Annotated in this window: 27 protein-coding genes; 19 read left to right on the top strand and 8 right to left on the bottom strand. The window is 37.0% G+C overall.

Annotation, left to right across the window (positions count from 1 at the left end; all coding sequences use genetic code 11):
• The first annotated feature begins 48 nt into the window (after positions 1-48).
• The 9 genes from ACGLXV_RS21375 to ACGLXV_RS21335 all read left to right on the top strand — a co-directional run bounded on the left by ACGLXV_RS21375 (position 49) and on the right by ACGLXV_RS21335 (position 8898).
• Positions 49-858 (top strand): pyruvate, water dikinase regulatory protein, encoded by an 810-nt coding sequence (locus ACGLXV_RS21375; protein ID WP_119709164.1) that lies wholly within the window; start codon positions 49-51, stop codon positions 856-858.
• Positions 859-1121: 263 nt separating this feature from the next.
• Complete coding sequence (locus ACGLXV_RS21370; RefSeq protein WP_119709163.1) at positions 1122-1592, top strand: YaiI/YqxD family protein; 471 nt, start codon at positions 1122-1124, stop codon at positions 1590-1592.
• Between the two features lie 38 nt (positions 1593-1630).
• Positions 1631-3445: a DNA primase gene (dnaG, locus tag ACGLXV_RS21365; protein ID WP_391560219.1), complete on the top strand. Its 1815-nt coding sequence runs from the start codon at positions 1631-1633 to the stop codon at positions 3443-3445.
• Positions 3446-3478: 33 nt separating this feature from the next.
• Positions 3479-4603, top strand: coding sequence for an RNA polymerase sigma factor RpoD (gene rpoD, locus ACGLXV_RS21360; RefSeq protein ID WP_119709162.1), 1125 nt, complete (start codon positions 3479-3481; stop codon positions 4601-4603).
• A gap of 5 nt (positions 4604-4608) precedes the next feature.
• Positions 4609-5208 carry a hypothetical protein gene (locus tag ACGLXV_RS21355; RefSeq protein ID WP_391560218.1) on the top strand — a complete coding sequence of 200 codons (600 nt, stop codon included), beginning with the start codon at positions 4609-4611 and terminating at the stop codon, positions 5206-5208.
• Between the two features lie 102 nt (positions 5209-5310).
• The gene (locus ACGLXV_RS21350; RefSeq protein ID WP_119709160.1) at positions 5311-6450 is read left to right on the top strand and encodes an acyl-CoA dehydrogenase family protein; all 1140 of its coding nucleotides are present in this window, start codon (positions 5311-5313) and stop codon (positions 6448-6450) included.
• A 179-nt stretch (positions 6451-6629) separates the two neighbouring features.
• Complete coding sequence (gene cccA / locus ACGLXV_RS21345) at positions 6630-6995, top strand: cytochrome c550 (RefSeq protein WP_119709159.1); 366 nt, start codon at positions 6630-6632, stop codon at positions 6993-6995.
• A gap of 80 nt (positions 6996-7075) precedes the next feature.
• Positions 7076-7786, top strand: a complete 711-nt coding sequence (locus tag ACGLXV_RS21340) for a tRNA (adenine(22)-N(1))-methyltransferase (protein WP_119709158.1) — start codon at positions 7076-7078, stop codon at positions 7784-7786.
• A complete protein-coding gene (locus tag ACGLXV_RS21335) occupies positions 7783-8898 on the top strand; it encodes a Nif3-like dinuclear metal center hexameric protein (RefSeq protein ID WP_391560217.1) in 1116 nt (371 codons plus the stop codon). Before ACGLXV_RS21340 ends, ACGLXV_RS21335 begins: the two co-directional genes overlap by 4 nt.
• Before the next feature lie 43 nt (positions 8899-8941).
• Here the strand turns inward: ACGLXV_RS21335 and ACGLXV_RS21330 are convergent, their stop codons facing one another.
• Together ACGLXV_RS21330 and vrrA are read right to left on the bottom strand one after the other, a co-directional pair.
• Entirely contained in the window at positions 8942-9880 is a 939-nt protein-coding gene (locus ACGLXV_RS21330; RefSeq protein ID WP_119709156.1) for a 4-hydroxy-3-methylbut-2-enyl diphosphate reductase, read from the bottom strand.
• A gap of 102 nt (positions 9881-9982) precedes the next feature.
• Entirely contained in the window at positions 9983-10621 is a 639-nt protein-coding gene (vrrA, locus tag ACGLXV_RS21325; protein WP_391560216.1) for a VrrA/YqfQ family protein, read from the bottom strand.
• Between the two features lie 220 nt (positions 10622-10841).
• Here vrrA and ACGLXV_RS21320 point away from each other — a divergent pair, with 220 nt between their 5' ends.
• A complete protein-coding gene (locus ACGLXV_RS21320; RefSeq protein ID WP_119710672.1) occupies positions 10842-12152 on the top strand; it encodes a DEAD/DEAH box helicase in 1311 nt (436 codons plus the stop codon).
• Positions 12153-12171: 19 nt separating this feature from the next.
• A complete protein-coding gene (locus ACGLXV_RS21315) occupies positions 12172-13068 on the top strand; it encodes a deoxyribonuclease IV (RefSeq protein WP_119710671.1) in 897 nt (298 codons plus the stop codon).
• A gap of 39 nt (positions 13069-13107) precedes the next feature.
• Here ACGLXV_RS21315 and ACGLXV_RS21310 read toward each other — a convergent pair whose 3' ends face one another.
• On the bottom strand, positions 13108-13362 hold the full coding sequence (locus ACGLXV_RS21310; protein ID WP_119709154.1) for a DUF2624 domain-containing protein: 255 nt from the start codon (positions 13360-13362) through the stop codon (positions 13108-13110).
• A gap of 151 nt (positions 13363-13513) precedes the next feature.
• Between ACGLXV_RS21310 and ACGLXV_RS21305 the strand changes: the two genes are divergently transcribed.
• From ACGLXV_RS21305 to ACGLXV_RS21295, 3 genes are read left to right on the top strand one after another with little or no spacing between them, the layout of a single operon-like run.
• Positions 13514-14305, top strand: coding sequence for a metal ABC transporter ATP-binding protein (locus ACGLXV_RS21305; RefSeq protein WP_391560215.1), 792 nt, complete (start codon positions 13514-13516; stop codon positions 14303-14305).
• Positions 14302-15153, top strand: a complete 852-nt coding sequence (locus ACGLXV_RS21300; protein WP_119709152.1) for a metal ABC transporter permease — start codon at positions 14302-14304, stop codon at positions 15151-15153. Before ACGLXV_RS21305 ends, ACGLXV_RS21300 begins: the two co-directional genes overlap by 4 nt.
• On the top strand, positions 15150-15566 hold the full coding sequence (locus ACGLXV_RS21295) for a Fur family transcriptional regulator (protein WP_391560214.1): 417 nt from the start codon (positions 15150-15152) through the stop codon (positions 15564-15566). The genes ACGLXV_RS21300 and ACGLXV_RS21295 overlap by 4 nt, the downstream gene beginning before the upstream one ends.
• 4 nt (positions 15567-15570) lie before the next feature.
• Here ACGLXV_RS21295 and ACGLXV_RS21290 read toward each other — a convergent pair whose 3' ends face one another.
• Positions 15571-16140, bottom strand: a complete 570-nt coding sequence (locus ACGLXV_RS21290; protein WP_119709150.1) for a hypothetical protein — start codon at positions 16138-16140, stop codon at positions 15571-15573.
• 127 nt (positions 16141-16267) lie between these two features.
• Here ACGLXV_RS21290 and ACGLXV_RS21285 point away from each other — a divergent pair, with 127 nt between their 5' ends.
• Positions 16268-16645 (top strand): hypothetical protein, encoded by a 378-nt coding sequence (locus ACGLXV_RS21285; RefSeq protein WP_391560213.1) that lies wholly within the window; start codon positions 16268-16270, stop codon positions 16643-16645.
• Between the two features lie 54 nt (positions 16646-16699).
• Here ACGLXV_RS21285 and ispG read toward each other — a convergent pair whose 3' ends face one another.
• The 3 genes from ispG to ACGLXV_RS21270 all read right to left on the bottom strand — a co-directional run bounded on the left by ispG (position 16700) and on the right by ACGLXV_RS21270 (position 19151).
• On the bottom strand, positions 16700-17797 hold the full coding sequence (ispG, locus tag ACGLXV_RS21280) for a flavodoxin-dependent (E)-4-hydroxy-3-methylbut-2-enyl-diphosphate synthase (protein WP_340906290.1): 1098 nt from the start codon (positions 17795-17797) through the stop codon (positions 16700-16702).
• 126 nt (positions 17798-17923) lie between these two features.
• Complete coding sequence (locus ACGLXV_RS21275) at positions 17924-18280, bottom strand: hypothetical protein (RefSeq protein ID WP_391560212.1); 357 nt, start codon at positions 18278-18280, stop codon at positions 17924-17926.
• A gap of 100 nt (positions 18281-18380) precedes the next feature.
• The gene (locus ACGLXV_RS21270) at positions 18381-19151 is read right to left on the bottom strand and encodes a DUF1189 domain-containing protein (RefSeq protein ID WP_391560211.1); all 771 of its coding nucleotides are present in this window, start codon (positions 19149-19151) and stop codon (positions 18381-18383) included.
• A 268-nt stretch (positions 19152-19419) separates the two neighbouring features.
• Here ACGLXV_RS21270 and ACGLXV_RS21265 point away from each other — a divergent pair, with 268 nt between their 5' ends.
• Positions 19420-21033 (top strand): Na/Pi cotransporter family protein, encoded by a 1614-nt coding sequence (locus tag ACGLXV_RS21265; RefSeq protein WP_391560274.1) that lies wholly within the window; start codon positions 19420-19422, stop codon positions 21031-21033.
• 44 nt (positions 21034-21077) lie between these two features.
• Positions 21078-21560 carry a DUF456 domain-containing protein gene (locus tag ACGLXV_RS21260; protein ID WP_391560210.1) on the top strand — a complete coding sequence of 161 codons (483 nt, stop codon included), beginning with the start codon at positions 21078-21080 and terminating at the stop codon, positions 21558-21560.
• 37 nt (positions 21561-21597) lie between these two features.
• Here the strand turns inward: ACGLXV_RS21260 and ACGLXV_RS21255 are convergent, their stop codons facing one another.
• Positions 21598-22293, bottom strand: a complete 696-nt coding sequence (locus ACGLXV_RS21255; RefSeq protein WP_119709145.1) for a Crp/Fnr family transcriptional regulator — start codon at positions 22291-22293, stop codon at positions 21598-21600.
• A gap of 373 nt (positions 22294-22666) precedes the next feature.
• On the opposite strand from ACGLXV_RS21255, the gene ACGLXV_RS21250 reads away from it, so the two are divergent.
• Both ACGLXV_RS21250 and ACGLXV_RS21245 read left to right on the top strand, forming a co-directional pair.
• Entirely contained in the window at positions 22667-23275 is a 609-nt protein-coding gene (locus ACGLXV_RS21250; RefSeq protein WP_391560209.1) for a superoxide dismutase, read from the top strand.
• 110 nt (positions 23276-23385) lie between these two features.
• Entirely contained in the window at positions 23386-24597 is a 1212-nt protein-coding gene (locus ACGLXV_RS21245) for an MFS transporter (protein ID WP_391560208.1), read from the top strand.
• Positions 24598-24606: the final 9 nt, after the last annotated feature.

The following is a 24606-nucleotide window of genomic DNA, read 5'->3' as shown; positions in this document are numbered from 1 at the left end:
ACTCGATTCGCATAAGATTATTACAAATGATGTAGGAGATGAGGAAGTATGGGGAAAATGCCAATCGTCTACGTGGTATCTGATTCTGTAGGAGAAACTGCAGAGCTCGTGACAAAAGCAGCGATAAGCCAATTTGATGGACAAGAAGTCACAATCAAAAGGTTTCCATATGTAGAGGATAAATCCAATATTGACGAAGTGATTTCACTTGTGAAATTAGACGGTGGGATGGTTGCCTATACACTTGTTAAGCCAGATATGCGCGAGTATATGAGGGATACAGCGAAGGCAGAAGGAATTTATGCTTGTGATATTATTGGACCTTTAATTGACCAAATTCAGGATATTTGTGGGAAACAACCTTTATTTGAACCGGGTTTAGTTAGGAAGCTTGATGAGGATTATTTTAAAAAGGTGGAAGCAATTGAATTTGCCGTTAAGTATGATGATGGTCGGGATCCACGTGGAATCTTAAAGGCGGATATCGTCTTAGTAGGTGTTTCGAGAACTTCAAAAACCCCATTATCACAGTATCTGGCTCATAAACGTATTAAAGTGGCGAATGTTCCACTTGTTCCAGAGGTTGACCCTCCTGAGGAATTGTTTAAAGTACCTTCAGAGAAATGTTTCGGATTAAAAATAAGCCCGGAAAAACTAAATAATATTAGGCGTGAAAGACTTCTTTCTTTGGGTTTAAATGATCGAGCAAGCTATGCGAATATCGAACGAATTAAAGAAGAAATTGAGTATTTTGATAAAATTGTCTCAAGAATTGGATGTCATGTAATCGATGTAACCAACAAAGCTGTTGAGGAAACAGCTAATGTCATTTTAAACCGTTACTTAAAAAGAGGATAAATAAAAGAAATAGCGCATAGAATGATGTGCTATTTCTTTTTATTGTTTGGAGAGTATCACAAAAAAAGTGATGGAAAAATAGACTTTTATATACTATAATAAAAAATTGTGATAAAAATGTATCAGATTAGGTTTAGACTTCACTATGAACGAATAAACTATTTATTGTCAGAAGTCAAGATACTCGTCCGAAAAAAATTCGACAAACGCTTTTCCACTAAGTTATTCCTCGAAATAAGAAGGAATATATGGAGTGATGTAGAATTAATAGTACATTAGGTTTACCAAAGGTTCTTGTTGATGCAGATTCCTGTCCAGTGAAGCAGGAAATTGTCGAAATCGCGTCGAATTTTTCATTGGAAGTAATTTTTGTTGCATCTTATAATCATATGAGCACAACAGAAGCTGCAGGAACATGGAAATATGTCGATACGGGTAAGGAGGAAGTTGACTTATATATCATGAACCATGTTGATAAAGGAGACTTTGTAGTCACCCAAGACATCGGGTTAGCTTCGACACTCGTGAATAAAGGTGTTTATGTACTTTCTCCAAGGGGGAATGTATACGAAGAGAAAGATATTAATCTTGCTCTTGATATGAGGTATCTTGCCGCAAAAGCTAGGCGACAAGGGGTACACTCAAAAGGGCCCAAACGTTTTGGTCAAAATGACCGAGATGATTTTGCGAAAAATTTTTATAGCATTTTGTCGAAATTTGCAGGAAATCTATAATTTATCGCGAATTACCACTAATACCTGGAGTTGTTTTCATGGCAGAACGTATCCCTGAGGATAAAATTAATGAAATTCGCCAGGCGGTTGATATAGTGGACGTGGTTAGCGACTATGTTCAGCTGAAAAAACAAGGTCGTAATTATTTTGGACTTTGTCCGTTTCATGGAGAAAACTCTCCTTCCTTCTCCGTTTCTCCGGATAAGCAAATTTATCATTGTTTCGGATGTGGAGCGGGTGGAAATGCATTCTCTTTCTTAATGGAACAAGAAGGTGTCTCATTTATAGAAGCGGCTGTTAAATTAGCTGAAAAAGGAAATGTTGAGCTACATATCGAATCGTCATCTCACACTACTTCTAGGACGATCCCGAATGATTTTCAGCAGATGATTGATGCCCACGATTTATTACGTAAATTCTATCATCATTTGCTCGTAAACACAAAAGACGGTCAACATGCACTTGAGTACCTTTTATCGAGAGGCTTTACTAATGAAGCGATTGCTAAATTTCAAATAGGTTATTCATTAAATTCGTGGGATTTTGTTTACAAATTTCTATCGAAACGTAATTACCCCCCTGATGTGATGGAAAGGGCTGGGCTGGTTATTAAACGTGAACGAGATGGAACTTATTTTGATCGCTTCAGAGACCGCATAATGTTTCCTATATTAGACCACAAAGGCAATACAATTGCGTTTTCAGGAAGATCATTAGGGGCTAATGAGCCAAAATATTTAAATAGTCCTGAAACAGCAATTTTTAACAAAAGTAAAATTTTATATAATTTTCACCAAGCAAGGGCAAGTATTAAAAAAACGAATCAAATCGTATTATTTGAGGGGTTTGCTGATGTAATAGCTGCCGATCGATCAGGTGTACTCAATGGAGTTGCAACCATGGGAACATCATTGACAGACGATCACATCGTGTCGATCAGGCGGAGCGCTGAAGCAGTAACGATTTGTTACGATGGAGACAATGCTGGTATTGAAGCCGCTCACCGTGCTAGTCAGCTTCTTCATTCAGCGGGGATACAGGTCCGTGTGGCGATATTGCCAGATGGAATGGACCCTGATGATTATATTCGCCAAAATGGTGAAGAGAAATTTCAAAACGAAATTATCTCTGCTAGTGTTACATTAATGAATTTTAAACTTCGATATTTAAGACGAGGAAAGGATTTAAATAATGAAGGAATTCGCCTCCAATATATCGAAGAAGTATTAAAGGAAATAAGCCAACTAGAGAAGGTAGTAGAACGAGATCACTATTTGAGACAGCTGGCAAGTGAATTTTCACTTTCACTCGATGCATTAAAGCAACAACAAAAACAATTTTTCTTTGCGAACAAAAAAGGAAATCGTGAGCAATACGTTCAAAAAAGAAATCAAGATGTGGTTATCAAACAATCTTCCAACCTAAGGCCGGCTTATGAAACTGCAGAAAGACGTTTAATAGCTTATATGTTGAAGGATTCTGACATAGCATATAAAGTGCAGGATTTGTTAAACGGTACTCCCTTTAATATTGATGAACATCAAGCGATCATAACATACTTGTATGGTTACTATGAAAAGGGATTCCAACCGAATCCAAGTGATTTCCTAACATATATAAAAGATGAAAAGCTTAGACGTACAGTAGCAGATATTGGAATGATGTCTATTGGTGAGGAAATAAGCGACCAGGAGCTTTCCGATTACATTAAGCAGGTGTTTAATTATCAAAAGATGTTAAAAATAAAAGAAAAAGAAGCAGAAGAGAAAGAAGCAGAGAGACAAAAGGATCATGGTAGGGCAGCAGCGATTGCGATGGAAATTATCCAATTGCGCAAAACATTAAAAGCTTGAGATTGTTGTTTGACTTTGGAAGGAGGGGTACATATGGCTGAAAAATCGGCCCGTTCAAAAGAGGTTGATTCAGATTTGACCCTAGAACAAGTAAAAGATCAGTTAACAGAGGTTGGAAAGAAAACAGGGGTTCTAGCCTATGACGATATTGCAGAGAAATTATCTAATTTTGATGTAGACTCAGATCAAATGGATGAGTTTTATGAATTTTTAGGTGAGCAAGGTGTTGAACTAGTTGGAGAGTCCGAAGACGGAGATCCTAATATACAGGAGCTTGCTAAAGGTGAAGAAGAATTTGATTTAAATGATCTAAGCGTACCACCAGGAGTGAAAATCAATGACCCTGTTCGGATGTACTTAAAAGAAATCGGTCGAGTAGACCTATTGTCTGCCGAAGAGGAAATTGAGCTCGCTAACCGTATTGAACAAGGTGACGAAGAAGCAAAGCGCCGATTAGCAGAAGCAAACCTACGTCTTGTGGTTAGTATTGCAAAACGTTATGTTGGTCGCGGTATGTTGTTTCTTGATTTGATTCAAGAAGGAAACATGGGATTAATCAAAGCGGTTGAGAAATTTGATTATCGCAAAGGGTTTAAATTCAGTACGTATGCTACTTGGTGGATACGACAAGCAATTACTCGTGCGATTGCTGACCAAGCCAGAACGATTCGTATCCCCGTTCATATGGTGGAAACAATAAATAAACTAATTCGTGTTCAACGTCAGCTACTTCAGGATCTTGGACGTGAACCAACTCCAGAAGAAATTGGAGAAGATATGGACTTAACTCCTGATAAGGTTCGTGAAATCCTGAAAATTGCTCAAGAACCAGTTTCATTAGAAACACCAATTGGTGAAGAAGATGACTCGCATTTAGGTGATTTCATTGAAGACCAGGATGCTACATCACCTTCAGAGCATGCTGCTTATGAGCTGTTAAAAGAACAGCTTGAAGATGTTCTTGATACTTTAACCGACCGTGAAGAAAATGTATTACGACTACGTTTTGGACTTGATGATGGCCGTACGAGAACTTTAGAAGAAGTTGGAAAAGTGTTTGGTGTCACAAGAGAACGTATCAGACAAATTGAAGCAAAAGCGTTAAGGAAGTTAAGACACCCTAGCCGTAGCAAGCGTTTGAAGGATTTCTTAGAATAAAATGATTGTCTAAAAATAGTTTACTTCTTACAATAGAGGTAAACTATTTTTATGTTCAGCAAGAGAAAGGACAAGGTATGAGTGATAATCGGAAAGAAATCATTGTTAAAGAAATTTATTATTGGAAAGAAACGAAGCTGTTACCAGAACAATATTGCAATTTTTTATTAGCTTTATATACAGAAGGTGAACAAGTTAATGGAAAGAAAGTTGGAAAAAGAAGCACAAAGAGAAAGTTTTTCCTCGCTTACACTCCATTGCTACTGATTCCAATTGGTATATTTATATATTTTACTGAATTATCTTTCTTTTTGCAAATGACTCTTTATGCTTTATTGCTATTATTTGGATTTGGTGCTAGTTTTTATTTTTTTAGAAAAGCGACAGACTTTATTGTTCCAATGATTTCTACAGCTCTCATCGCTTTATTATGCTCAGTAGATTTTGTCACTTATGTTTTTCCTAATAGTGGTATAAGCCTCTATGCAATCATTATTTTAAACTGTATAGCTTGGTTTCTTATTGGAAGAAAAGCTAAATTATTGTCCTTTGTTATTTCTTCCATATTAGGACTGTTATTACTAATTGGGTCTATATTTATATAATGATTATTTATTATAAAATTTAAAATGTTGAGAAAATTATTTAACTCCTTATATAATAAGTATGAAAGCGATTTCATCATTAGGCTTAAGGAGGAGAAAAACGTGAATTTTGATTTAACATCAGAACAAAGCATGATCCTTCGAACAATTAGAGAATTTGCAAATGAAGAGGTTGCACCAGGTGCGCTCGAAAGAGACCTTCATAAGCAGTTCCCACATGAGGTGTTTCAAAAGCTAACTGAATTAGGTTTAATGGGGCTTCCGTTTCCAGAAGAATACGGTGGTGGGGGAGCAGATACAATAAGCTTTGCCATAGTCACAGAGGAGCTAAGTAGAGCCTGTGCATCTACTGGAATTACGTATTCAGCCCATATATCGCTGGGGGGTGCTCCGCTCCATTTGTTTGGTACAGAAGAACAAAAGAGAAAATATTTAATTCCGATTTGTACAGGAGAATCCTTTGGAGCCTTTGGGCTAACCGAACCCAATGCTGGTTCTGATGCAGGAGGTACTAAGACGAGAGCGATTGAGAAAGATGGCAAGTTTGTTATAAATGGTAATAAATGTTATATTACAAATGCAAGCTACGCAAAGCATTTAGCCATTACCGCAGTAACTGGGGAACAAAATGGGAAAAAAGAAATTAGTGCTATTATTGTTCCAACGAATTCCCCTGGCTTTCAGGTTATCAGCAATTATGAGAAAATGGGGCTTCATGCCTCAAATACAACCGAGTTAGTATTAGAAGATGTTCAAGTACCAACTGAGAACTTACTAGGAAAGCGTGGAGAGGGGTTTAAACAGTTTTTAATCACTCTTGATGGGGGAAGGATTGGAATTGGTGCAATGGCAGTAGGTATTGCTCAGGCGGCTTACGAAAAGGCATTGAGCTATGCGAAGCAAAGACAGCAATTTGGAAGATCATTGTCACATTTTCAGGCGATACAATTCAAGCTTGCAGACATGGCTATGAAGATTGAACTTGCTAGAAATATGGTTTATAAAGCTGCTTGGTTAAAAGATCAAGGACGTTCCTTTACAAAGGAAGCTTCCATGTGTAAACTTTACGCTTCGGAAATTTGTATGGAGGTTACTGATCAAGCCGTACAAATACACGGGGGATATGGGTATATGAAGGATTATCATGTGGAACGATATATGCGTGATGGAAAGTTAACAGAAATTGGTGAAGGTACTTCAGAAATTCAACGAATGGTAATTGCACGAGAAATTGGTTGTTAGCTTTCCTTCGTTTATGACAGACCTCACAAAAACTAGTGAGGTTTTGTCTAAAATGAGAACATAATGTGACAAAGTTTACTTTAGTACTTTTCCTTCTGCCCATTTTCAAGTAAAATAGATATTGTTTGCATTCTATATTTAAATAGTTTTTGATGTACTTACATAAGGGAGGGAAAAGCATGAATCGCAATCCGATTATTCCATTTGTCTTAATCATGGTTCTTGGTATTGCTGCGATGTTCCTTTTTTCGTTTAAAGGCTTAGGTGACAGTAAGGAACTAGCTGCAGAACAAGAAGGCGGTGGAGAACAGGCAGAAGAGGTTTCAAACAATCCTGAAGATATTTATAAGTCTGCGGGCTGTATTGGATGTCACGGGGATTCATACCAAGGGGGCGTAGGTCCAGCTTTAACAGGTGTTGGTGACAAACTGTCGAAAGAAGAAATTGAAGACATTCTTGTAAACGGAAAAGGCTCAATGCCATCAGGACTCGTTACTGCTGAGAATGCAGGAGCAATGGCTGATTGGTTAATGGAGCTTAAATAAGTAAGCGTTTTAAGTCCTTTGCATATGTAAAGGACTTTTTTTATACTGTATGTAATCAAATAAAGAGTTGGTGTTTGTAAATGAATGTGGAAAAATTATCGAAAAGACTTAGCACCGTTGCAAATTTTATTCCAGAGGGTGCGAAACTAGCTGATATAGGTTCTGATCATGCCTATCTTCCTTGTCATGTAGTGAAAGCAGGAAAAGTACCTTATGCAATAGCAGGCGAAGTGGTTGAAGGACCTTTTCAATCTGCAAGAAAACAAGTAGAAATGGAAGGGTTAACGAAACAAATTAATGTTCGAAAAGGGAATGGTCTTGAAGTTATTGGTGCAGGTGAAGTAGAATGCATTACCATTGCCGGTATGGGTGGTGCCCTTATTGCCAGCATCCTTGAAGAGGGAAAGGAAAAGCTTGAGGGTGTGAACAGACTTGTGCTTCAACCGAATATTAGTGCTATTTCGATACGATTGTGGCTCCTAGAAAATGGATGGAGTCTCATAAATGAAGCTATTTTAGAAGAGGACGGCAAGATTTATGAAATCTTGGTTGCTGAAAGAGGAGATCCCAAATCTGTTTATTCTGAGAACATCGAAAACCAATTGCTATTCGGACCGTTTTTAAGTAAAGAAAAGAATGAGGCTTTTATTCATAAGTGGACGGCTGAATGGAATAATTGGGAACGCATTTTAAATCAAATGAGCCAATCTAGCCAAACAGCAGAAAAAATAGAAAAGAAAATGGAAATACAGAAGAAGATTTCAATGGTAAAGGAGGTTCTAGGAGAATGAAAAGCGTAAATGGGCATGAAATTATTAGTCTCTTTGAACAATTTTCACCAAAGAACCTAGCGCTAGAAGGAGATAAGATTGGTTTACAAATTGGTAGACTAAATAAAAAAATTTCAAATGTAATGATCGCACTAGATGTACTAGAAGAAGTAGTGGATGAAGCCATACATAATAATGTTCAATTGATCATTGCTCATCATCCACTCATTTATCGTCCTTTACAAAAGCTCGTGACAGATACAGCAACAGGTCGAATCATTGAAAAATTAATCAAGCATGATATCGCTGTATATGCAGCTCACACGAATCTGGACGTTGCAGAAGGCGGAGTAAATGATTTGCTGGCAGACGCCCTGCAATTATCAAACAGAGAGGTTCTCGTTCCAACCTACGATTCTGAATTACTTAAACTCGTTGTCTATGTTCCAATCGGGTATGAAGAAGCTATAAAAAAAGCAATAGCTGATGCGGGAGCAGGTTCAATAGGGCAGTACTCTCACTGTTCCTTTACATCTGAAGGAAAGGGAGAGTTTATTCCTTTAGAAGGGGCAAATCCTTTCTATGGGACGATAGGAAAAGTGGAGCAAGTGGAAGAAGCTAGAATTGAGACCGTGTTTCCTGCTCATCTAGAAAAGAAGGTACTATCTGCTCTAATGAAAGCACATCCATACGAAGAAGTAGCATATGATATGTACCGACTAAAAAATAAACCAAAGTCACTTGGTTTGGGTAAGATAGGGACCGTCCAAGAAACAACCCTCCGAGAATTCGCAGATTTTGTGAAAGTAGCCCTAGATGTACCTACCGTTCGAGTCGTTGGGGACTTAGATTCTAAGGTGAAAAAGGTTGCTGTACTTGGTGGGGATGGGAATAAATATATTCAAACTGCAAACTTCAAAGGTGCGGATGTATATATAACGGGTGATATGTATTATCACGTTGCTCATGACGCCATGATGCTAGGATTAAATATCATTGATCCAGGTCATAATGTAGAAAAGGTTATGAAGCAAGGAGTTGCAAACAAGCTTACGGAAATGTGTAAGCAAAAAGGATATGAAGTAAATATTTTTGCGTCAACCATCCATACGGACCCTTTCCAATTTGTGTAAGAAACAAAAAAGCCACGAGAGTTCGTGGCTTTTTTAGGTTATATTAATTTTTTACTTTAGGTAATATTTTGTGAAGTGGTACTTTCTTCTCTCGAGTCCATGTAGATTCATCAATAGGATTAAATTGCTCGATAAAGGCAATGACTTCTTTTGTAATTGGAGTAGGTGTTGATGCTCCGGAGGTTACTCCTACGGTTCGTGCATCTTTAATCCAATCAATATTTAATTCTGATATATCACTAATTCGATAAGCCTTCGTCCCCGCGATTTCTTCGGAAACTTGCGCCAGACGATTAGAGTTATTACTTTTTGGATCACCAACAACGATCACCACATCAGTCTCACCTGCTTGTTCGGCAACCGCTTCTTGTCGAACTTGTGTAGCCATACAGATTTCCTTATGAAATTCTGCATGTGGATATTTCTTTTCAATTTTCTCCATAATATGGCCAACATCCCATTGGCTCATTGTTGTTTGATTCGTAACAAGTATTTTGTCAGCATGAATGGCTAATGAATCAACATCTGCTTCAGTCTCTACAAGGTGAACGATATCAGGGGCTACTCCAATCGCTCCTTCTGGTTCCGGATGCCCTTTTTTACCAATATAGATCACTTGATAACCTTCATCCTTTTTTGCTTCAATCAGCTGATGGGTGCTTGTTACATCTGGACAAGTAGCATCGATTGTAACAAGTCCTTTTTTCTTTGCTAACTCTCTGACTTCTGGAGATATACCATGGGCAGTAAAGATAACAGTCCCTTTATCTACTTGTTCTAGTATTTGTTTTCGATTAGGGCCGTCTAGCGTAATAATCCCTTCTTCAGCAAAAGCATCCGTAACGTGCTTGTTGTGTACAATCATTCCTAATATATATATAGGCCGTGGCAGAGATTTATCAAGTGCTGCATTTCTTGCAATGACCATCGCGTCAACAACACCATAGCAATAGCCACGAGGCGATATTTTTATAACTTTCATTGAGTTGGATCTCCCCTTTAAGCATGCTTATTCTATCATTATATATAAAGTGTGATGATTATACAAAGAAGAGAAAAAGGAATATGCTACGCGCATATTCCTTTAGACATATATTTTAGGTACTGATTTTCCGTGTAATCTTTTTGGTACCACCTCTTCAATCTCGACCGAGTGTGTATCGTTTTCAGTACTCACTGGGTTCGTACGTTTTCGTTTTGTTTCAGGTTTTTGCTCTGAATTGGTGGACTCTATATCTACATCTTCTTTAGTTTCCTCATCAGAACTCGCAGCATTTAAACCACGGTATAGTTTCCACATTGCTGGTAAGTTTTTAACAATTGGACCATACTGCTGTACCATCGGTCCGATTTGCTGAGCGGTGTTTAATACCCGTTGCGTATTATTCAGGAAACCCGTAATTGCAGTGGGGTCTGCTAGTGATTTTAACAGCCCGCCACCTCCAGCTGGTGCAGCAGAGCGAGCAGCATTACCAAACATTTGCATACCGGCTTGTGCGCCTTGAGTTTTCCCTTTGCCAAGTAATTTAGCAAGTAAACCTCCACCGCTATTTCTTGTGGGACCCCTCATTCCTCTTGCAGCATTTCCCCCCATAGGGGCTCTGTTCATCCCCATATTCCCCATTCTTGTTGGGGGCATCATTGGTCTCATTTGGTTTCGTCCAAATCCAAGCATAGGTTGAGGCATTCCTCCACGAACAGGAAATGGTTGTCTTGGTGGCATACGAACAACCTCCTTTCATAATTTTCCCTCTTATACCCTATGCAACAACTGGATATTTGGTCTAGGTGAATGATGATAAGTTATGAACTGGTTTGAAAATACTGTAATTCGTAAAACATAATTATATGGAAGTGAACTGTAGGTGGCGCTTTATGAAGAACTTTATTATAATTACATGATGGGTATGGACATCCTTACCAAAACTGAAGGAGCTTTAATAATGACGAAGACAAAATTTTCAACGTATCAACTTAAACCATTTATAAACAAGGCGATTGAAGCCATTGGATTTTATGAACCAACTGAAATTCAAGAAAGATTGATTCCGACGGTACTAAAAGGTGAAAGTGCAATTGGACAATCTCAAACAGGGACTGGGAAAACACATTCGTATGTATTACCAGTTCTTCATAAAATTAATCCTATGAAGCAAGAGGTACAAGCTGTAATCACCGCGCCAACAAGAGAGCTTGCCACACAAATTTACCAAGAGGTATTAAAGGTCACCGAGCATGCGAATGAGGGTGAAGAGATCACAAGTCGTCTTTTTATCGGTGGCACAGACAAAGTTCGTACCATTGAGAAACTAAAAACTCAACCACATATCGTTGTTGGGACTCCAGGTCGTATTAATGATTTAGTAAAGGAACAAGCCCTTTTTGTACATACGGCAAGCATGTATGTGGTCGATGAAGCAGATTTAATGCTTGATATGGGATTTTTAGAAGACGTTGACCAAATTGGAGCAAGAATGCCAGAAAAGCTTCAAATGCTTGTTTTTTCAGCAACTATTCCAGAAAAGCTAAAACCATTTCTGAAGAAATATATGGAAAATCCAAAATACATTCATATCGAACCGAAGCAGTTAACGGCAGCAAAAATTGAACATATTCTTCTTCCATCAAGACATCGTGAAAAGTCAACACTCGTGTACGAGGCACTAAAGCTGTATAACCCGTATTTAGCGATTGTCTTTACTAATACAAAGAAAAAAGCCGAGGAAGTTGCCACAGCACTTACTCATAAAGGCTTGAAGGTTGGTAGAATTCATGGGGATTTAAGTCCTCGTGAACGTAAGCGGATGATGAAGCAAATCACGGATTTAGAATTTCAATATATTGTGGCTACCGATTTAGCTGCAAGAGGTATTGATATTCCAGGGATTAGCCATGTGATTAACTATGAACTACCAACTGACTTAGATTTTTATGTACACCGCGTCGGTAGAACAGCTAGAGCGGGGAATTCGGGAATAGCTCTCACTATTTATGAACCATCTGATGAAGATGCATTAAATAGGCTTGAAAAACTGGGGATTGAATTTAAGCATATTGATATTAAAAAAGGTGAACTCTCGGAGCTTGAAGATCGTAACAGACGTAAAAAGAGAACGAAGCAGTCTGATGAGGTAGATAAGCTGGCGAAGTCTTTTGTTAAAAAACCAGCAAAGGTGAAGCCAGGCTATAAGAAGAAGATGCAGTTTGAAATGGATAAAATTAAGAAAAGACAGAACCGATTGAAAAAGAAATAACAGGTGGGAGAGTGTGAAAATGCTAAAATTAGGTTCACATGTTTCAATGAGTGGGAAAAGTATGTTGCTAGCATCAAGTGAAGAAGCGGTCTCATATGGTGCGAATACTTTCATGATCTACACAGGTGCTCCTCAAAATACTAGAAGAAAGAAAATTGAAGATTTAAATATCGAAGCAGGTCAAAAGCATATGGAGCTAAATGGAATCAATCTAGAAGATATTGTTGTTCATGCTCCATATATTATTAATATTGGAAATACTACGAACCCAGATACATTTGACCTTGGTGTACGATTTTTAAAATCAGAAATCGAACGTACAGAGGCGATCGGTGCAAAGCAAATTGTTCTGCATCCAGGAGCCCATGTAGGAGCAGGGGAAGAAGCTGGAATCAAGAAGATCATTGAGGGTCTTAATGAGGTTCTAACAGGAAATGAGCAGCTTCAAATTGCTCTAGAAACAATGGCTGGCAAAGGATCTGAATGTGGAAAAAGCTTCGAAGAATTAGCGATGATCATAGATGGTGTCAAACATAATGAGAAGCTTTCTATTTGCTTTGACACTTGTCATATTCATGATGCGGGGTATAATATTGTTGAGGATTTTGATGGAGTTCTTAATGAGTTTGATAAAACCATTGGAATTGACCGCTTAAAGGTCCTTCATATTAATGATAGTAAGAATGATCGTGGTTCAAGAAAAGATAGACATGAAAATATTGGATATGGAAAGATTGGATTTGAAGCACTTTCTTACATCGTGCATCATCCGCAGCTAATGAGTATTCCAAAAATCCTTGAAACACCGTTTGTTGGGGAAGATAAGAATAATAAAAAAGCACCGTACAAACAAGAGATTGAAATGTTAACTTCAAACACATTTAACGAAAACTTACTCGAACATATTATGGCATAGAAAAGAGAAGGCTCATTGAATAATGGGCCCTCTATTTAATTATTTTGTGAATTGTGTAACCAACTGACTGACGGCTTTTGCTGTCGCAGGGCTCGTTAATTTTTCAATTTCCTTTAACAGTTTCGCTCTTTCAGAGGCATTGAAAATATCTACATGTCGCCCCCTAAGATAAGATGCAATTTTTTTCGCCTCATTAACGCTAATGGCAACCCCAAATTGTTTGGCGTATTTCAGTAACTCTTCTGTCGAGATTGTGTTTATTTTGTGATTAACAATTGAATGAAAAATACTCACGAATTCACCACTCCCTGATGTTAATCTATGTGGCTACCAAATAAAAGGTGTAAACAAAGAGGGCAGGAAGTACTTCCTTTACATCTCTTCATTTCTCATGTATACTACTTTTGGTAAATCGGAATGATTCTGATAATAATAGGTGGTAAAAATGAAAGATATTATAAATGTAAATAAACTGACTTATAAGTACGAAAAGGAAAATGTACTTGAAGATATTCATTTTTCGGTTCCTCGCGGAGCATTTTTAGGACTTGTTGGACCTAATGGGTCAGGAAAGTCTACTTTACTTAAAATAATCTTAGGCTTATTAAAGCTTCAAAAGGGAGAAGTCGAATTATTTGGAACAGCCATTGAGCAGTTTAAAGATTGGCATCGAATAGGCTTTGTTTCTCAGAAAGCAAATTCCTTTAATTCGGGATTCCCTGCAACAGTATATGAAGTTGTATCAAGTGGGTTAACCAAAAAAGTAGGATTGTTTAAAAGGCATAAGGAAGAGGATAAAGAGAAGATACGAGCAGCGATTGATTCTGTGGGGCTAACTGAAAAAATAGGAAGCAATATCGGTGAGTTATCAGGAGGACAACAACAAAGAGTTTTTATAGCTCGTGCATTAGTAAGTGACCCAGACTTACTTATTTTAGATGAGCCAACAGTTGGTGTTGATGCAAAGAATGTCCAATCGTTCTACGAAATGCTTACGGAGCTTAATCAAGATCGAGGTATTACTTTAATTTTAGTAACTCATGATATAGGCACGATTACAGATAAAGTGACCCATGTTGCTTGCTTGAATAAGCATATGCACTTTCATGGTGATACGGAGGAGTTTGAAAAACAAAATATGTCTGACCTTTATGGCCATGATGTTCAAGTTCTTATGCATCAACATGACCATCAACATCATCATCATGTTCATCATCACGGAGGGGAAAACCGGTGATTGAAGCGATATTTAAATACGAATTTTTACAAAATGCATTTCTTACAGGTGCAATTATTGGAATAATTGCACCTTTACTCGGTGTCTATATTGTTGTAAGAAGACTTTCTCTAATAGCCGATGCTTTAAGTCATGTTACCTTAGCCGGAATAGCGGCAAGCTTGCTTTTAGAAAAAAGGTTTTTGCTCACTACGGGATTAAATCCCATCTATCTAGGAATGACCTTTTCTGTAGTAGGTTCTTTGTTTATAGAAAAGCTTAGAACCGTATATAAACATTATCAAGAATTGGCTATCCCAATTATATTGTCTAGTGGTATTGGCTTAGGTGTTATTTTTATTTCATTAGCCGATGGTTTTAATACAGATTTATATAGTTATTTATTCGGTAGCGTTAGTGCAGTAAGCCGAACAGATTTAATTATTATCATCATCATCAGTATGATTGTGGTAGCTTTTATTACGCTTTTATATAAGGAATTATTTCTTCTATCATTTGATGAAGAACACGCAAAAGCCTCAGGTATAGCGGTAAAGTCTCTTCATTTCTTTTTCATTGTTTTAGTTGCATTAGTCATTGCAGCTTCGATGAGAATTGTTGGAATTTTACTAGTATCTTCTCTCATGACTCTCCCTGTAGCTGCAAGTATTCGGGTTGCAAAAGGATTTAAACAAACAATCCTACTTTCTATCGTTTTCGGAGAAGTTTCTGTACTCGGTGGGTTAACCATATCTTATTATCTTGATTTGGCCCCGGGTGGAACGATTGTAGTTATTGCTGTATTGATTCTCATTCTTGTTATATTATTAAAGAAAATGTTCCAATGGAAACATGAGGTGAGAGTATGAATGTAACTGAAGCTCTTGAGTTATTAAAAAATAAAGGCTACAAGCATACAGGGAAAAGAGAAGAAATGCTTGGTCTTTTTGCTAACAGTAATAAATATTTAACGGCTAAGGACGTGCTTGACCAGATGAAGGATCATTATCCTGGGTTAAGCTTTGATACGATTTATCGCAATCTCTCGTTATTTGTAGATCTAGGTATTTTTGAAATGACTGAATTATCAGGTGAAAAACATTTTCGTTATTCTTGTGAAAGTAAACACCATCACCATCATTTTATTTGTTTGGACTGTGGAAAAACGAAGGAAATTGATACTTGCCCCATGAATAGTTTACAGGAAAGCTTGAAGGACTATGATATCTCTGGCCATAAATTTGAAATTTATGGCCGATGCCCAGAATGTACGCTTAATTAAAAATTTAACAATTGAACCATTTCTCAACCCAATTATTGGCTTCCTTCCAACTAAAAACTCTTTTTACCTCATTTGGAAGGGAGCCTTGATTATAAGGCGTATCAAATAGAAGTACAGGTATATGGCATTTTTTCGCAATTTCAATGGCATTTTCATACTTATCTTCAAAAAATATTTCCACCCCGTACTTTTTTGCTGCTTCTACTTTTTCATGTGATCCGATAAGTTCTAAATGATCGTAGCTGATCCCATGGTTAATAAACCACTCTTTGGTCACCTCTAACACATTTTCTCCACGTGCGCTGATGAAAATTAATTCGTGGTGTTTTCCCCATTCTAATAATACTTCCTTTGCACCCATAGCTAATGGCGACATAGTGAAGATGTCTGCCTCTTTTTGTTCATACCAGTTGGTAAATTCTTTTTCTGGAACATTCACTACTTTTAATAAATCATAGTCAGTTAAATCTGCGAGTGATAATTGTAATTGAAAGGCTTCATTTATAAAAGGAACTATAGCTGCAGGGCAGGTAATGGTTCCATCAATATCAAATCCTAATGTTCTTTTCTTCATGTAGTACTTCCCCATTTCGTTATATTCCATCATTGAAAATAGTCGAATTAGAAATGATTAACAACATAATTGTTGCGTAAAAGCAAATAATAATACTGCTCCTATCAAAGGAAAGCGAGGGATGAATATGGCAGATCAAGAACGCAACAACGAAGGGTCATTTGATTACCTTCGTACGAGCGACAATGTTGGTGAAACAAATAAATACCAACCTGCAGATTATTTAGAAGAAACCTCAGCTGAAATTGCTGCACCAACTACTTTTAACAGAGAAAGAACAACAAATAATGTTGGTCAGACGATGAAAAGCGGCACAGGGATAGGGTTTGCTGCTTTAATCATTTCTATCCTTTCATTGTTTGTTGCCCCAATCTTGTTTGGAGCAGTTGGGATTGTATTAGGGTTTATCGCCCGAAGACGTGGAGCAACTGGCCTTGGTAGCTGGGCTATCGGGATTGGAGCGATTTCAATCATTGTCGGTATGTTTATACTACCATTTTTTTAACCGCTACAGATAAAAGGAGAGGCTCCGGCGATACGCCAGAGCCTCTTTCTCTAATTATGATTGCAGTGCTTCCTGATCACGTTTTGCTTGAAATTCTGCAGCAATTTGATCGATTTCCTTTTTAAGCTCTTCCACCATTGTTGCTTCAGGAACTTTGCGGACAATTTCTCCTTTACGGAATAAAAGGCCTTCGCCTCGTGCTCCCGCTATTCCTATATCGGCTTCTCTAGCTTCACCAGGACCATTTACAGCACAGCCCAATACAGCCACTTTAATTGGTACTTTAATCTGCTGAATGTACTCCTCTACCTCGTTTGCGATCGAAATTAAGTCAATTTCAATTCTTCCACATGTTGGACAAGAAATAAGTGTTGCCGCATTTGAAGATAAACCAAATGATTTTAATAATTCACGGGCAACCTTCACTTCTTCTACAGGGTCAGCACTAAGTGAAATTCGAACGGTGTTGCCAATTCCCTTGCTTAAGATCGCTCCCAAACCAGCTGCACTTTTTACAGTACCTGCAAACAAAGTTCCTGATTCAGTAATTCCAAGATGTAAAGGATAATCGAACGCTCTTGCCGCTTTATCATAGGCTTCAATAGCAAGATTAACATCTGATGCCTTCATACTGACGATGATATCATGAAAGTCGAGGTCTTCTAAAATTTTGATATGGTGCAAGGCACTTTCTACCATACCATCGGCTGTTGGGTACCCATATTTCTCTAATATTCTTTTCTCCAATGAACCAGCATTGACACCAATTCGGATTGGAATGCCCTTCTCTTTAGCTGCTTTAACAACTGCCTCCACTTTTTCGCGGCGACCAATATTACCGGGATTAATACGGATTTTATCCGCACCTCCCTCAATGGCTTTTAGAGCTAGTTTGTAATCAAAGTGGATATCTACCACAAGAGGAATATTAATTCTCTTTTTAATTTCAGAAATGGCGTTAGCTGCTCTTTCATCAGGACAAGCAACACGAACGATTTGACAACCGGCTTCTTCTAGCCTCTTTATTTCAGCAACCGTGGCCTCAACATCATGAGTTTTTGTGGTAGTCATGCTTTGAATAACAACTTCATTATTTCCACCAATAGTTAAAGGTCCGACTTTTATGGGACGAGTTTTTGTACGATGTATAATTTCACTCAACAGTGATTCTCTCCTTTTGAAAAAAAGATCTAAATTAATCTTAGTACTTTCCTATTGAACATTGTAACAATGAACGTTAAAGGTGACAAGAATCTTGATGCCGGGAAAAAGTCTCCATTATTGTGAGTTGCTATCGGATTTGCTGTAATCAGGAAATAGGTATGACTTTCCGGCTTGAATTTCCTCTGGTTTTTTGCCTTTATTTAATTGGATAAAATCATTTACTATTTTTTCTATAGGAACTGGTACCGCTCCCTCTAGTTGTGCCTCTATGATCGATAGAACAGTTTCTCCCTGCTCCACGGTTTTACTAAAAGATGCAATAACAGTCTCTTCTGTATGATTCACTTTAGAATCTACTTCAATGGATTCTATCGTTTCATTGTTTGTGTTTGGTATCGTACCTATGCTTAAGTCAACATATATGATATACAAAATAAGAGTAACTAGTAGAGAAACGAAGAGACGTTTCATGGACGATTCTCCTTATTAGTAGAGTTACTCTATTTATATGCAGTAGAAAAATTGATAGTACAAATAAAAAAAGAAAAACGCGTAATATCGCGTTTTTCTTTTATTTCTTAGCTTTCTGAGGGATTTCTCTTACTGTTAAATACAACATAATGATAGAAACAAACCAATTAATTAGGAATCCGTTAGGAACGTTCGTTTGAAAAGCTTCCATTATCGTAAAGAAAATAGTAGGGAGAGTCACACTATAAGCTGATAGCCTCCACAATTGTCGATATGGTAGATTACGACTGGTTACATTCTTAATAAATAGACCGAACAATGCAAGAATGGTAATTTCAATAAATTTGATTCCGCTTGAAAAAATATAAATGGTAAGTGCAAGGACGGGAATAATAACTGCCAATAAACCGTCAACGGAATGAATCACTTCCAAGATACTGTCCTTCGTAATGTTTAGGTCGGATAAAGTTGAATAGTCGTATGTGTCGAGCGTTCCTCCTGCAATGAGAACAAACTCATTTTGAAGAAGAGCGAAGGCATTCTCATAGCTCTCTAAATCATTCTCACTAACTTCACCAGTAGAATCAAAAATAATTGTAAAATCCGCATCCTCAATATAGATCGGTTCCTCTTGGTCTGCTGTGAGCTCACCATTTTCTATTGAAAAATCAGGAAGCTCCTTATCTACTGTGTGGGCGGCTGTCTCAATTCCATTATTTATAGCTGAACTTACATAGCTAATGGTTGGAATAACAGAAACGAGAGTTAGTAGAAAGACATAAAGAATGGTTTTTCCAATACCTTGGAATCTGGTTATAGCAATGTCTTTAGGAGAGTAGAGACTTTTAAATAATTGCTGAAATATGTTCATGAGCGCGTGACACACACCTTTCTATGTAATCCTTCATTATTTTACCGTTATATGGCTTTGTTGTCCAAGTAAACAAGATTAGTAAAAAAATAGGGATGCTCTTTGTAACATAATTGTAACATTACTATCCTTTTGTTAAGGCATTGTAAATTTAAAGATAATAATATTTACTTTTTTCTTTACGTTACACATAATGATTAAGGGGTTTTTAAGAATAATGTCGAAAAAAGTGTAGGGGTTGAAATACTTGGAATTAAACATCCAGCAAATGATTTTTGAGTTTTTAGGTGGCCTTGGAATTTTCTTATTTGGTATCAAGTTTATGGGGGATGGCTTGCAAAAGTCGGCAGGAGACAAATTAAGAGATATTCTTGATCGATTTACAACCAATCCTTTCATGGGTGTGTTAGCAGGTATTATTGTTACAGTGCTAATCCAAAGTAGTTCTGGTACTACGGTCATTACCGTTGGGTTAGTAAGTGCTGGTTTTATGACATTGCGACAAGCAATTGGTGTTATTATGGGGGCAAACATCGGTACAACCGTTACCGCATTCATCATTGGTATTGATATTGGTGAATATGCGCTTCCAATTATTGCTCTTGGTTCAATTCTTATATTCTTCTTTAAAAACAATAAAACAACTAGCATTGGACAAATTATTTTTGGTTTCGGTGCATTGTTTTATGGATTAGAGTTAATGAGTGGTGGGATGAAGCCGCTAAGAAGCTTAGAGGCCTTTCACGAGTTAACCGTTAATATGAGTTCTAATCCTATTTTGGGTGTTGTGATTGGAACAGTATTTACCGTTATTGTACAAAGTTCTAGTGCAACGATTGGAATACTACAAGGCCTATATGCAGAAAATCTAATAAATATTGATGCAGCACTTCCTGTATTGTTTGGAGATAATATTGGAACAACGATAACAGCTGTTTTAGCATCAATTGGTGCATCGGTTGCTGCAAGAAGAGCGGCTGCCACTCATGTGCTATTTAATCTCATTGGTACAGCCATCTTTATGATTTTCCTGATTCCTTTTACAAAAATTATTACAACTTTACAAGGTGCTTTAAATTTAAATGAAGAAATGACGATTGCCTTTGCTCATGGTATCTTCAATACGACAAATACAATCATTCAATTTCCGTTTATTGGATTACTTGCACTTATTGTGATCAAACTAATACCAGGTGATGACTCTCTGATTGATTACAAATCGAAGCATTTAGACCCTAACTTTATAAAGCAGTCTCCTTCTATTGCTTTAGGACAAGCAAAGGAAGAAGTGTTAAGAATGGGGCAATTTGCCATTAAAGGGTTAGAGGAAACTAGTAGTTTTGTTAATACAAAGCAGAACAAGCATGCAGATTCAGCGTATCAGTTAGAAAGTGCAATAAATAATCTTGACCGAAAAATTACTGATTATCTAGTGCAACTAGCTACAAGCCCACTCTCAACAAATGATTCAGAAGAGCATACAACGCTAATGGATACGGTTCGTGATATTGAGAGAATAGGGGACCATTTCGAAAATATTGTTGAGCTTGTTGAATATCAAAATTCTAATAAAGTAAAAATTACAGAGAGTGCAATGAAAGATTTAGAAGAAATGTTTGCTTTAACTATTTCGACTGTTCAAGAAGCGCTTCAATCTCTTGATCATAAAGACTTGGATGCGGCTCGTCATGTAGTTGAAAAAGAAAACCAAATTGATAAAATGGAAAGAACTCTTCGTAAGCAGCATATACTTCGTTTGAATGAAGGAAAGTGTTCCGGTTCTGCAGGGATTGTGTATGTTGATATTATTAGCAATCTAGAGCGTATTGGTGACCATGCTGTAAATATTGCAGAAGCAGTTCTTGGAGTAAGACATTCTTAAAAAACAAGGGATCCTCCCTTGTTTTTTTGTACAGAGGTGACAAGATGGAACTAGTGTATTGGCTTATCATTGTATTGTTTTTTCTAGTTTCTTTTGTAGGTTTGATTTATCCGATCATTCCAGGTGTGTTATTTTTGGTTGGCGGTTTTATCGTTTACGGCTTATTATTCTCCTTTGAACCTTTTAATTGGTTGTTTTGGAGCATTCAAAGCTTATTTGTCCTCTTATTATTTGGCGCAGATTATTTAGCGAATATGTTTGGTGTAAAAAAATTTGGTGGCTCAAAAGCAGGGATATGGGGAAGTACGATTGGATTATTAATAGGTCCGTTTATCATCCCGATACTAGGGATTATTTTGGGACCCTTTATAGGTGCGGTTATTGCAGAACTTCTTATAAATAAAAGAGGCTTGAGGGAGTCCTTAAGGGTTGGTGTTGGGTCAGTAGTTGGGTTTATTAGTAGCGTGATTACAAAAGGGCTTATTCAATTATTTATGATTATATATTTTGTCTTAGTGGTACTTTAAGAAAGAAGAGAAAAGAGCTTTTGAGCCCTTTTCTCTTTTAGTTTAACCCGCATATTTCATGTGGGCAGTTTTGACAATCTACTTCTTGCTTTAAATAGGCTAAATTTTTCACGGTAAACTTCTGTTGATCATACGATATAACATCTAGTTCCCTAAGTTCTTTTAACATGCGCTGTATGACTTCTCTTGTTCCATACGTAAGACTTGCGAGTTCCTGATGGGTGAGTGGTAAGTCAATTAAAATTCCCTTTTCAGTCATTATTCCGTAACTATTACAAAGTCGAATTAAGATACTATAAAGTCCCCCTTTTTTTCCGTTCATAATTAGATCCTGGCACTTCATTTGAGCTTTTAAATATCTAGTACTAAGCCAAGAAGTCAATGCACTCATGACGCGAGGTGAACTCATCGCAAACTTTTCGAAGTCTTCTCTTTTGATTATAAGAAATTCGCAATCTGAAATGGTTTTTGCAAAAAAGTGATAAATCGGATTTGTTTTAAATAATTGGTATTCAATGACTAATTCTTCTCCATTAAGAATTTTGATAATAAATTCTTTGCCTCTTAGATGAACTCTTCCAAGAGACAGACTTCCCTGTAATAGAATATAAATATGACTCACTGAATCTCTTTCATTAAATATAGTTGTACCTGCTTTTATTTTCTGTATATTTTCTTTATCTATAAATTCTTGTATAAGTAAGCTATATAATGAAACATTTATTTCATTCATATAATACCCGCCCTTTCTCTCCTCTCTTTGATTTAATAAAAATACATAAAGAGTGTCAATAACGTAGCGTCCTTTAAAAAGAACAATAAACAGCTGCTATGACTTAAATCATTGACATGACGCTAATATTTACAATTTTGACAAATTATCGAAACATCAGAAATGGTATGATGAAAGGAGGAAATACCATCTAGTAATGCGAATATTTCTTTGCAGAAAGGGTAATGTAAATCTGTTGGCTTAAGCTTAATATTTGAACAATGTTGCCAAGTTTGGTAATCTTAAGTTAATAACTTTAGGAATATCCAAATGTTAAAAACGAAAGGATTTTTCTAAAGAAAAAATCATTATACATATTTAGGAGGAGTTATTCATGGCATTCGAATTACCGCAATTACCTTATGCTTACGACGCTCTAGAACCACATATTGACAAGGAAACAATGAACATTCACCACTCAAAACATCACAACGCATACGTAACGAACTTGAATAATGCTTTAGCTGGAAATGAAGAATTACTGTCAAAGTCAGTTGAAGAAGTAATTGCTAATCTTGATGCAGTACCAGAAGCTGCTCGCACAGCAGTGCGTAACAACGGTGGTGGACACGCTAACCACACATTATTCTGGCAGATCTTATCTCCAAATGGGGGAGGAGAACCTACTGGCGATCTTCTAGATGCAATCAATGCAAAGTTTGGAAATCTTGATAGCTTTAAAGAAGAATTCGCAAAAGCTGCTACAACTCGTTTTGGTTCTGGTTGGGCTTGGCTTGCGGTAAATAACGGAGAACTAGAAGTGACAAGCACACCAAATCAAGACTCTCCATTAATGGAAGGGAAAACGCCAATCCTTGGTCTTGATGTTTGGGAGCACGCTTACTACTTAAAATTCCAAAACCGTCGTCCAGACTATATCAATACTTTCTGGAACGTTGTAAATTGGGATGAAGTTTCAAAGAGATATGCTGAAGCAAAATAAATAAACAAGTAACGACGTGGATAATTCCACGTCGTTTTTGTTTATTTTTGTACATAATTAAGGTGACCTTGTTGAAAACTACCCTTAGATACGAAGGGGAGTTTCTATTCATGAGTAAAGTTAAAAAATTAATTGGTGACATTGATCTGACAAAGGATTTGCTTTTGCTTTTGTTAATCGGAGGTCTGTATTCCTTAAGTGTTGCTTTATCCAATACATTTGTAAATATTTATTTATGGAAACAATCCGGTGACTTTAAAGATTTAGCTATTTATAACCTCTCAGTTGTTGTTCTCCAGCCTTTAACATTTATCCTTGCAGGCAGATGGGCTAAAAAGATTGACCGAGTAATTGTTTTGCGTATAGGAGTCATTTTTTTAGCTATTTTCTACTTAACCGTTTTAACAATAGGAGCCAATGCTTCGCAATTTTTAATTGTGTTAGGAGGATTACTAGGGATTGGTTATGGTTTTTACTGGCTGGCCTTTAATGTGTTAACCTTTGAAATTACGGAACCAGAAACAAGAGATTTCTTTAACGGCTTTTTGGGAATTCTTTCTTCTGTTGGAGGAATGATCGGTCCTATTGCTGCTGGAACTGTGATTTCAAAACTAGAGAAATTCACAGGGTATTCCGTTATCTTTGCTACTTCTTTAGGGTTATTTTCCGTTGCCGTTATTTTAAGTTTTTTCTTAAAGAGAAGGCCTGCGAATGGAAGATACATGTTCTTAAGGATTTTGGAAGAGAGAAAAAACAACTTTAATTGGAGGCAAATTACGAATGCGCATTTTGTCCAGGGAGTTAGAGAAGGAACGTTTGTATTTGTAATTTCGGTATTTGTATTTATTACGACTGGAAGCGAAATGGCACTAGGAACCTTTGGATTGGTGAATTCAGGGATTGCCTTTATTGGGTATTATTTTGCTTCACGTTGGATTAAAAAACAGCATCGGAAAAAAGCCATTCTTCTCGGTGGTATACTATTGTATTTAGCTATTTTGTTATTAGTATTTAACCTCACGTATACAAAGCTTTTAATTTACGCTTCGATCATCGCCATTGCTTATCCGATGCTTTTGGTACCATATTTATCGATGACCTATGATGTAATTGGTAAAGGCTGGAATGCTGCAGAAATGAGAATTGAATATATTGTGGTCAGAGAAATTTTTCTGAATTCGGGAAGAATTGTCTCAATTCTTATCTTTTTAATGGCGGTATCATTTTTTGATCCGAAGGAAAGTATCCCAATCCTTTTATTATTTATCGGAGCGGGGCATAGTCTAATTTATTTTTTTGTTAGGAAAATCGAATTTCATTGATCGTAACCG

Origin of the sequence: Robertmurraya sp. (assembly GCF_036676585.1) — a bacterium.
GTDB lineage: Bacteria > Bacillota > Bacilli > Bacillales > Cytobacillaceae > Robertmurraya_A.
Note: the sequence above shows the minus strand (reverse complement) of the source record. Positions and strands in the feature narration are given on the sequence as shown.

Coding starts and splice junctions, on each gene's coding strand:
- ACGLXV_RS21260 (WP_391560210.1), top strand. CDS start 21,078: ATGGAACTAGTGTATTGGCTTATCATTGTATTGTTTTTTCTAGTTTCT.
- ACGLXV_RS21255 (WP_119709145.1), bottom strand. CDS start 22,293: ATGAATGAAATAAATGTTTCATTATATAGCTTACTTATACAAGAATTT.
- ACGLXV_RS21270 (WP_391560211.1), bottom strand. CDS start 19,151: ATGAACATATTTCAGCAATTATTTAAAAGTCTCTACTCTCCTAAAGAC.
- ACGLXV_RS21275 (WP_391560212.1), bottom strand. CDS start 18,280: ATGAAACGTCTCTTCGTTTCTCTACTAGTTACTCTTATTTTGTATATC.
- ACGLXV_RS21320 (WP_119710672.1), top strand. CDS start 10,842: ATGACGAAGACAAAATTTTCAACGTATCAACTTAAACCATTTATAAAC.
- cccA (WP_119709159.1), top strand. CDS start 6,630: ATGAATCGCAATCCGATTATTCCATTTGTCTTAATCATGGTTCTTGGT.
- ACGLXV_RS21335 (WP_391560217.1), top strand. CDS start 7,783: ATGAAAAGCGTAAATGGGCATGAAATTATTAGTCTCTTTGAACAATTT.
- ACGLXV_RS21290 (WP_119709150.1), bottom strand. CDS start 16,140: ATGAAGAAAAGAACATTAGGATTTGATATTGATGGAACCATTACCTGC.
- ACGLXV_RS21250 (WP_391560209.1), top strand. CDS start 22,667: ATGGCATTCGAATTACCGCAATTACCTTATGCTTACGACGCTCTAGAA.
- ACGLXV_RS21265 (WP_391560274.1), top strand. CDS start 19,420: ATGATTTTTGAGTTTTTAGGTGGCCTTGGAATTTTCTTATTTGGTATC.
- dnaG (WP_391560219.1), top strand. CDS start 1,631: ATGGCAGAACGTATCCCTGAGGATAAAATTAATGAAATTCGCCAGGCG.
- ACGLXV_RS21295 (WP_391560214.1), top strand. CDS start 15,150: ATGAATGTAACTGAAGCTCTTGAGTTATTAAAAAATAAAGGCTACAAG.
- ACGLXV_RS21305 (WP_391560215.1), top strand. CDS start 13,514: ATGAAAGATATTATAAATGTAAATAAACTGACTTATAAGTACGAAAAG.
- ACGLXV_RS21375 (WP_119709164.1), top strand. CDS start 49: ATGGGGAAAATGCCAATCGTCTACGTGGTATCTGATTCTGTAGGAGAA.
- rpoD (WP_119709162.1), top strand. CDS start 3,479: ATGGCTGAAAAATCGGCCCGTTCAAAAGAGGTTGATTCAGATTTGACC.
- ACGLXV_RS21340 (WP_119709158.1), top strand. CDS start 7,076: ATGAATGTGGAAAAATTATCGAAAAGACTTAGCACCGTTGCAAATTTT.
- ACGLXV_RS21330 (WP_119709156.1), bottom strand. CDS start 9,880: ATGAAAGTTATAAAAATATCGCCTCGTGGCTATTGCTATGGTGTTGTT.
- ACGLXV_RS21245 (WP_391560208.1), top strand. CDS start 23,386: ATGAGTAAAGTTAAAAAATTAATTGGTGACATTGATCTGACAAAGGAT.
- ACGLXV_RS21285 (WP_391560213.1), top strand. CDS start 16,268: ATGGCAGATCAAGAACGCAACAACGAAGGGTCATTTGATTACCTTCGT.
- vrrA (WP_391560216.1), bottom strand. CDS start 10,621: ATGCCACCAAGACAACCATTTCCTGTTCGTGGAGGAATGCCTCAACCT.
- ACGLXV_RS21315 (WP_119710671.1), top strand. CDS start 12,172: ATGCTAAAATTAGGTTCACATGTTTCAATGAGTGGGAAAAGTATGTTG.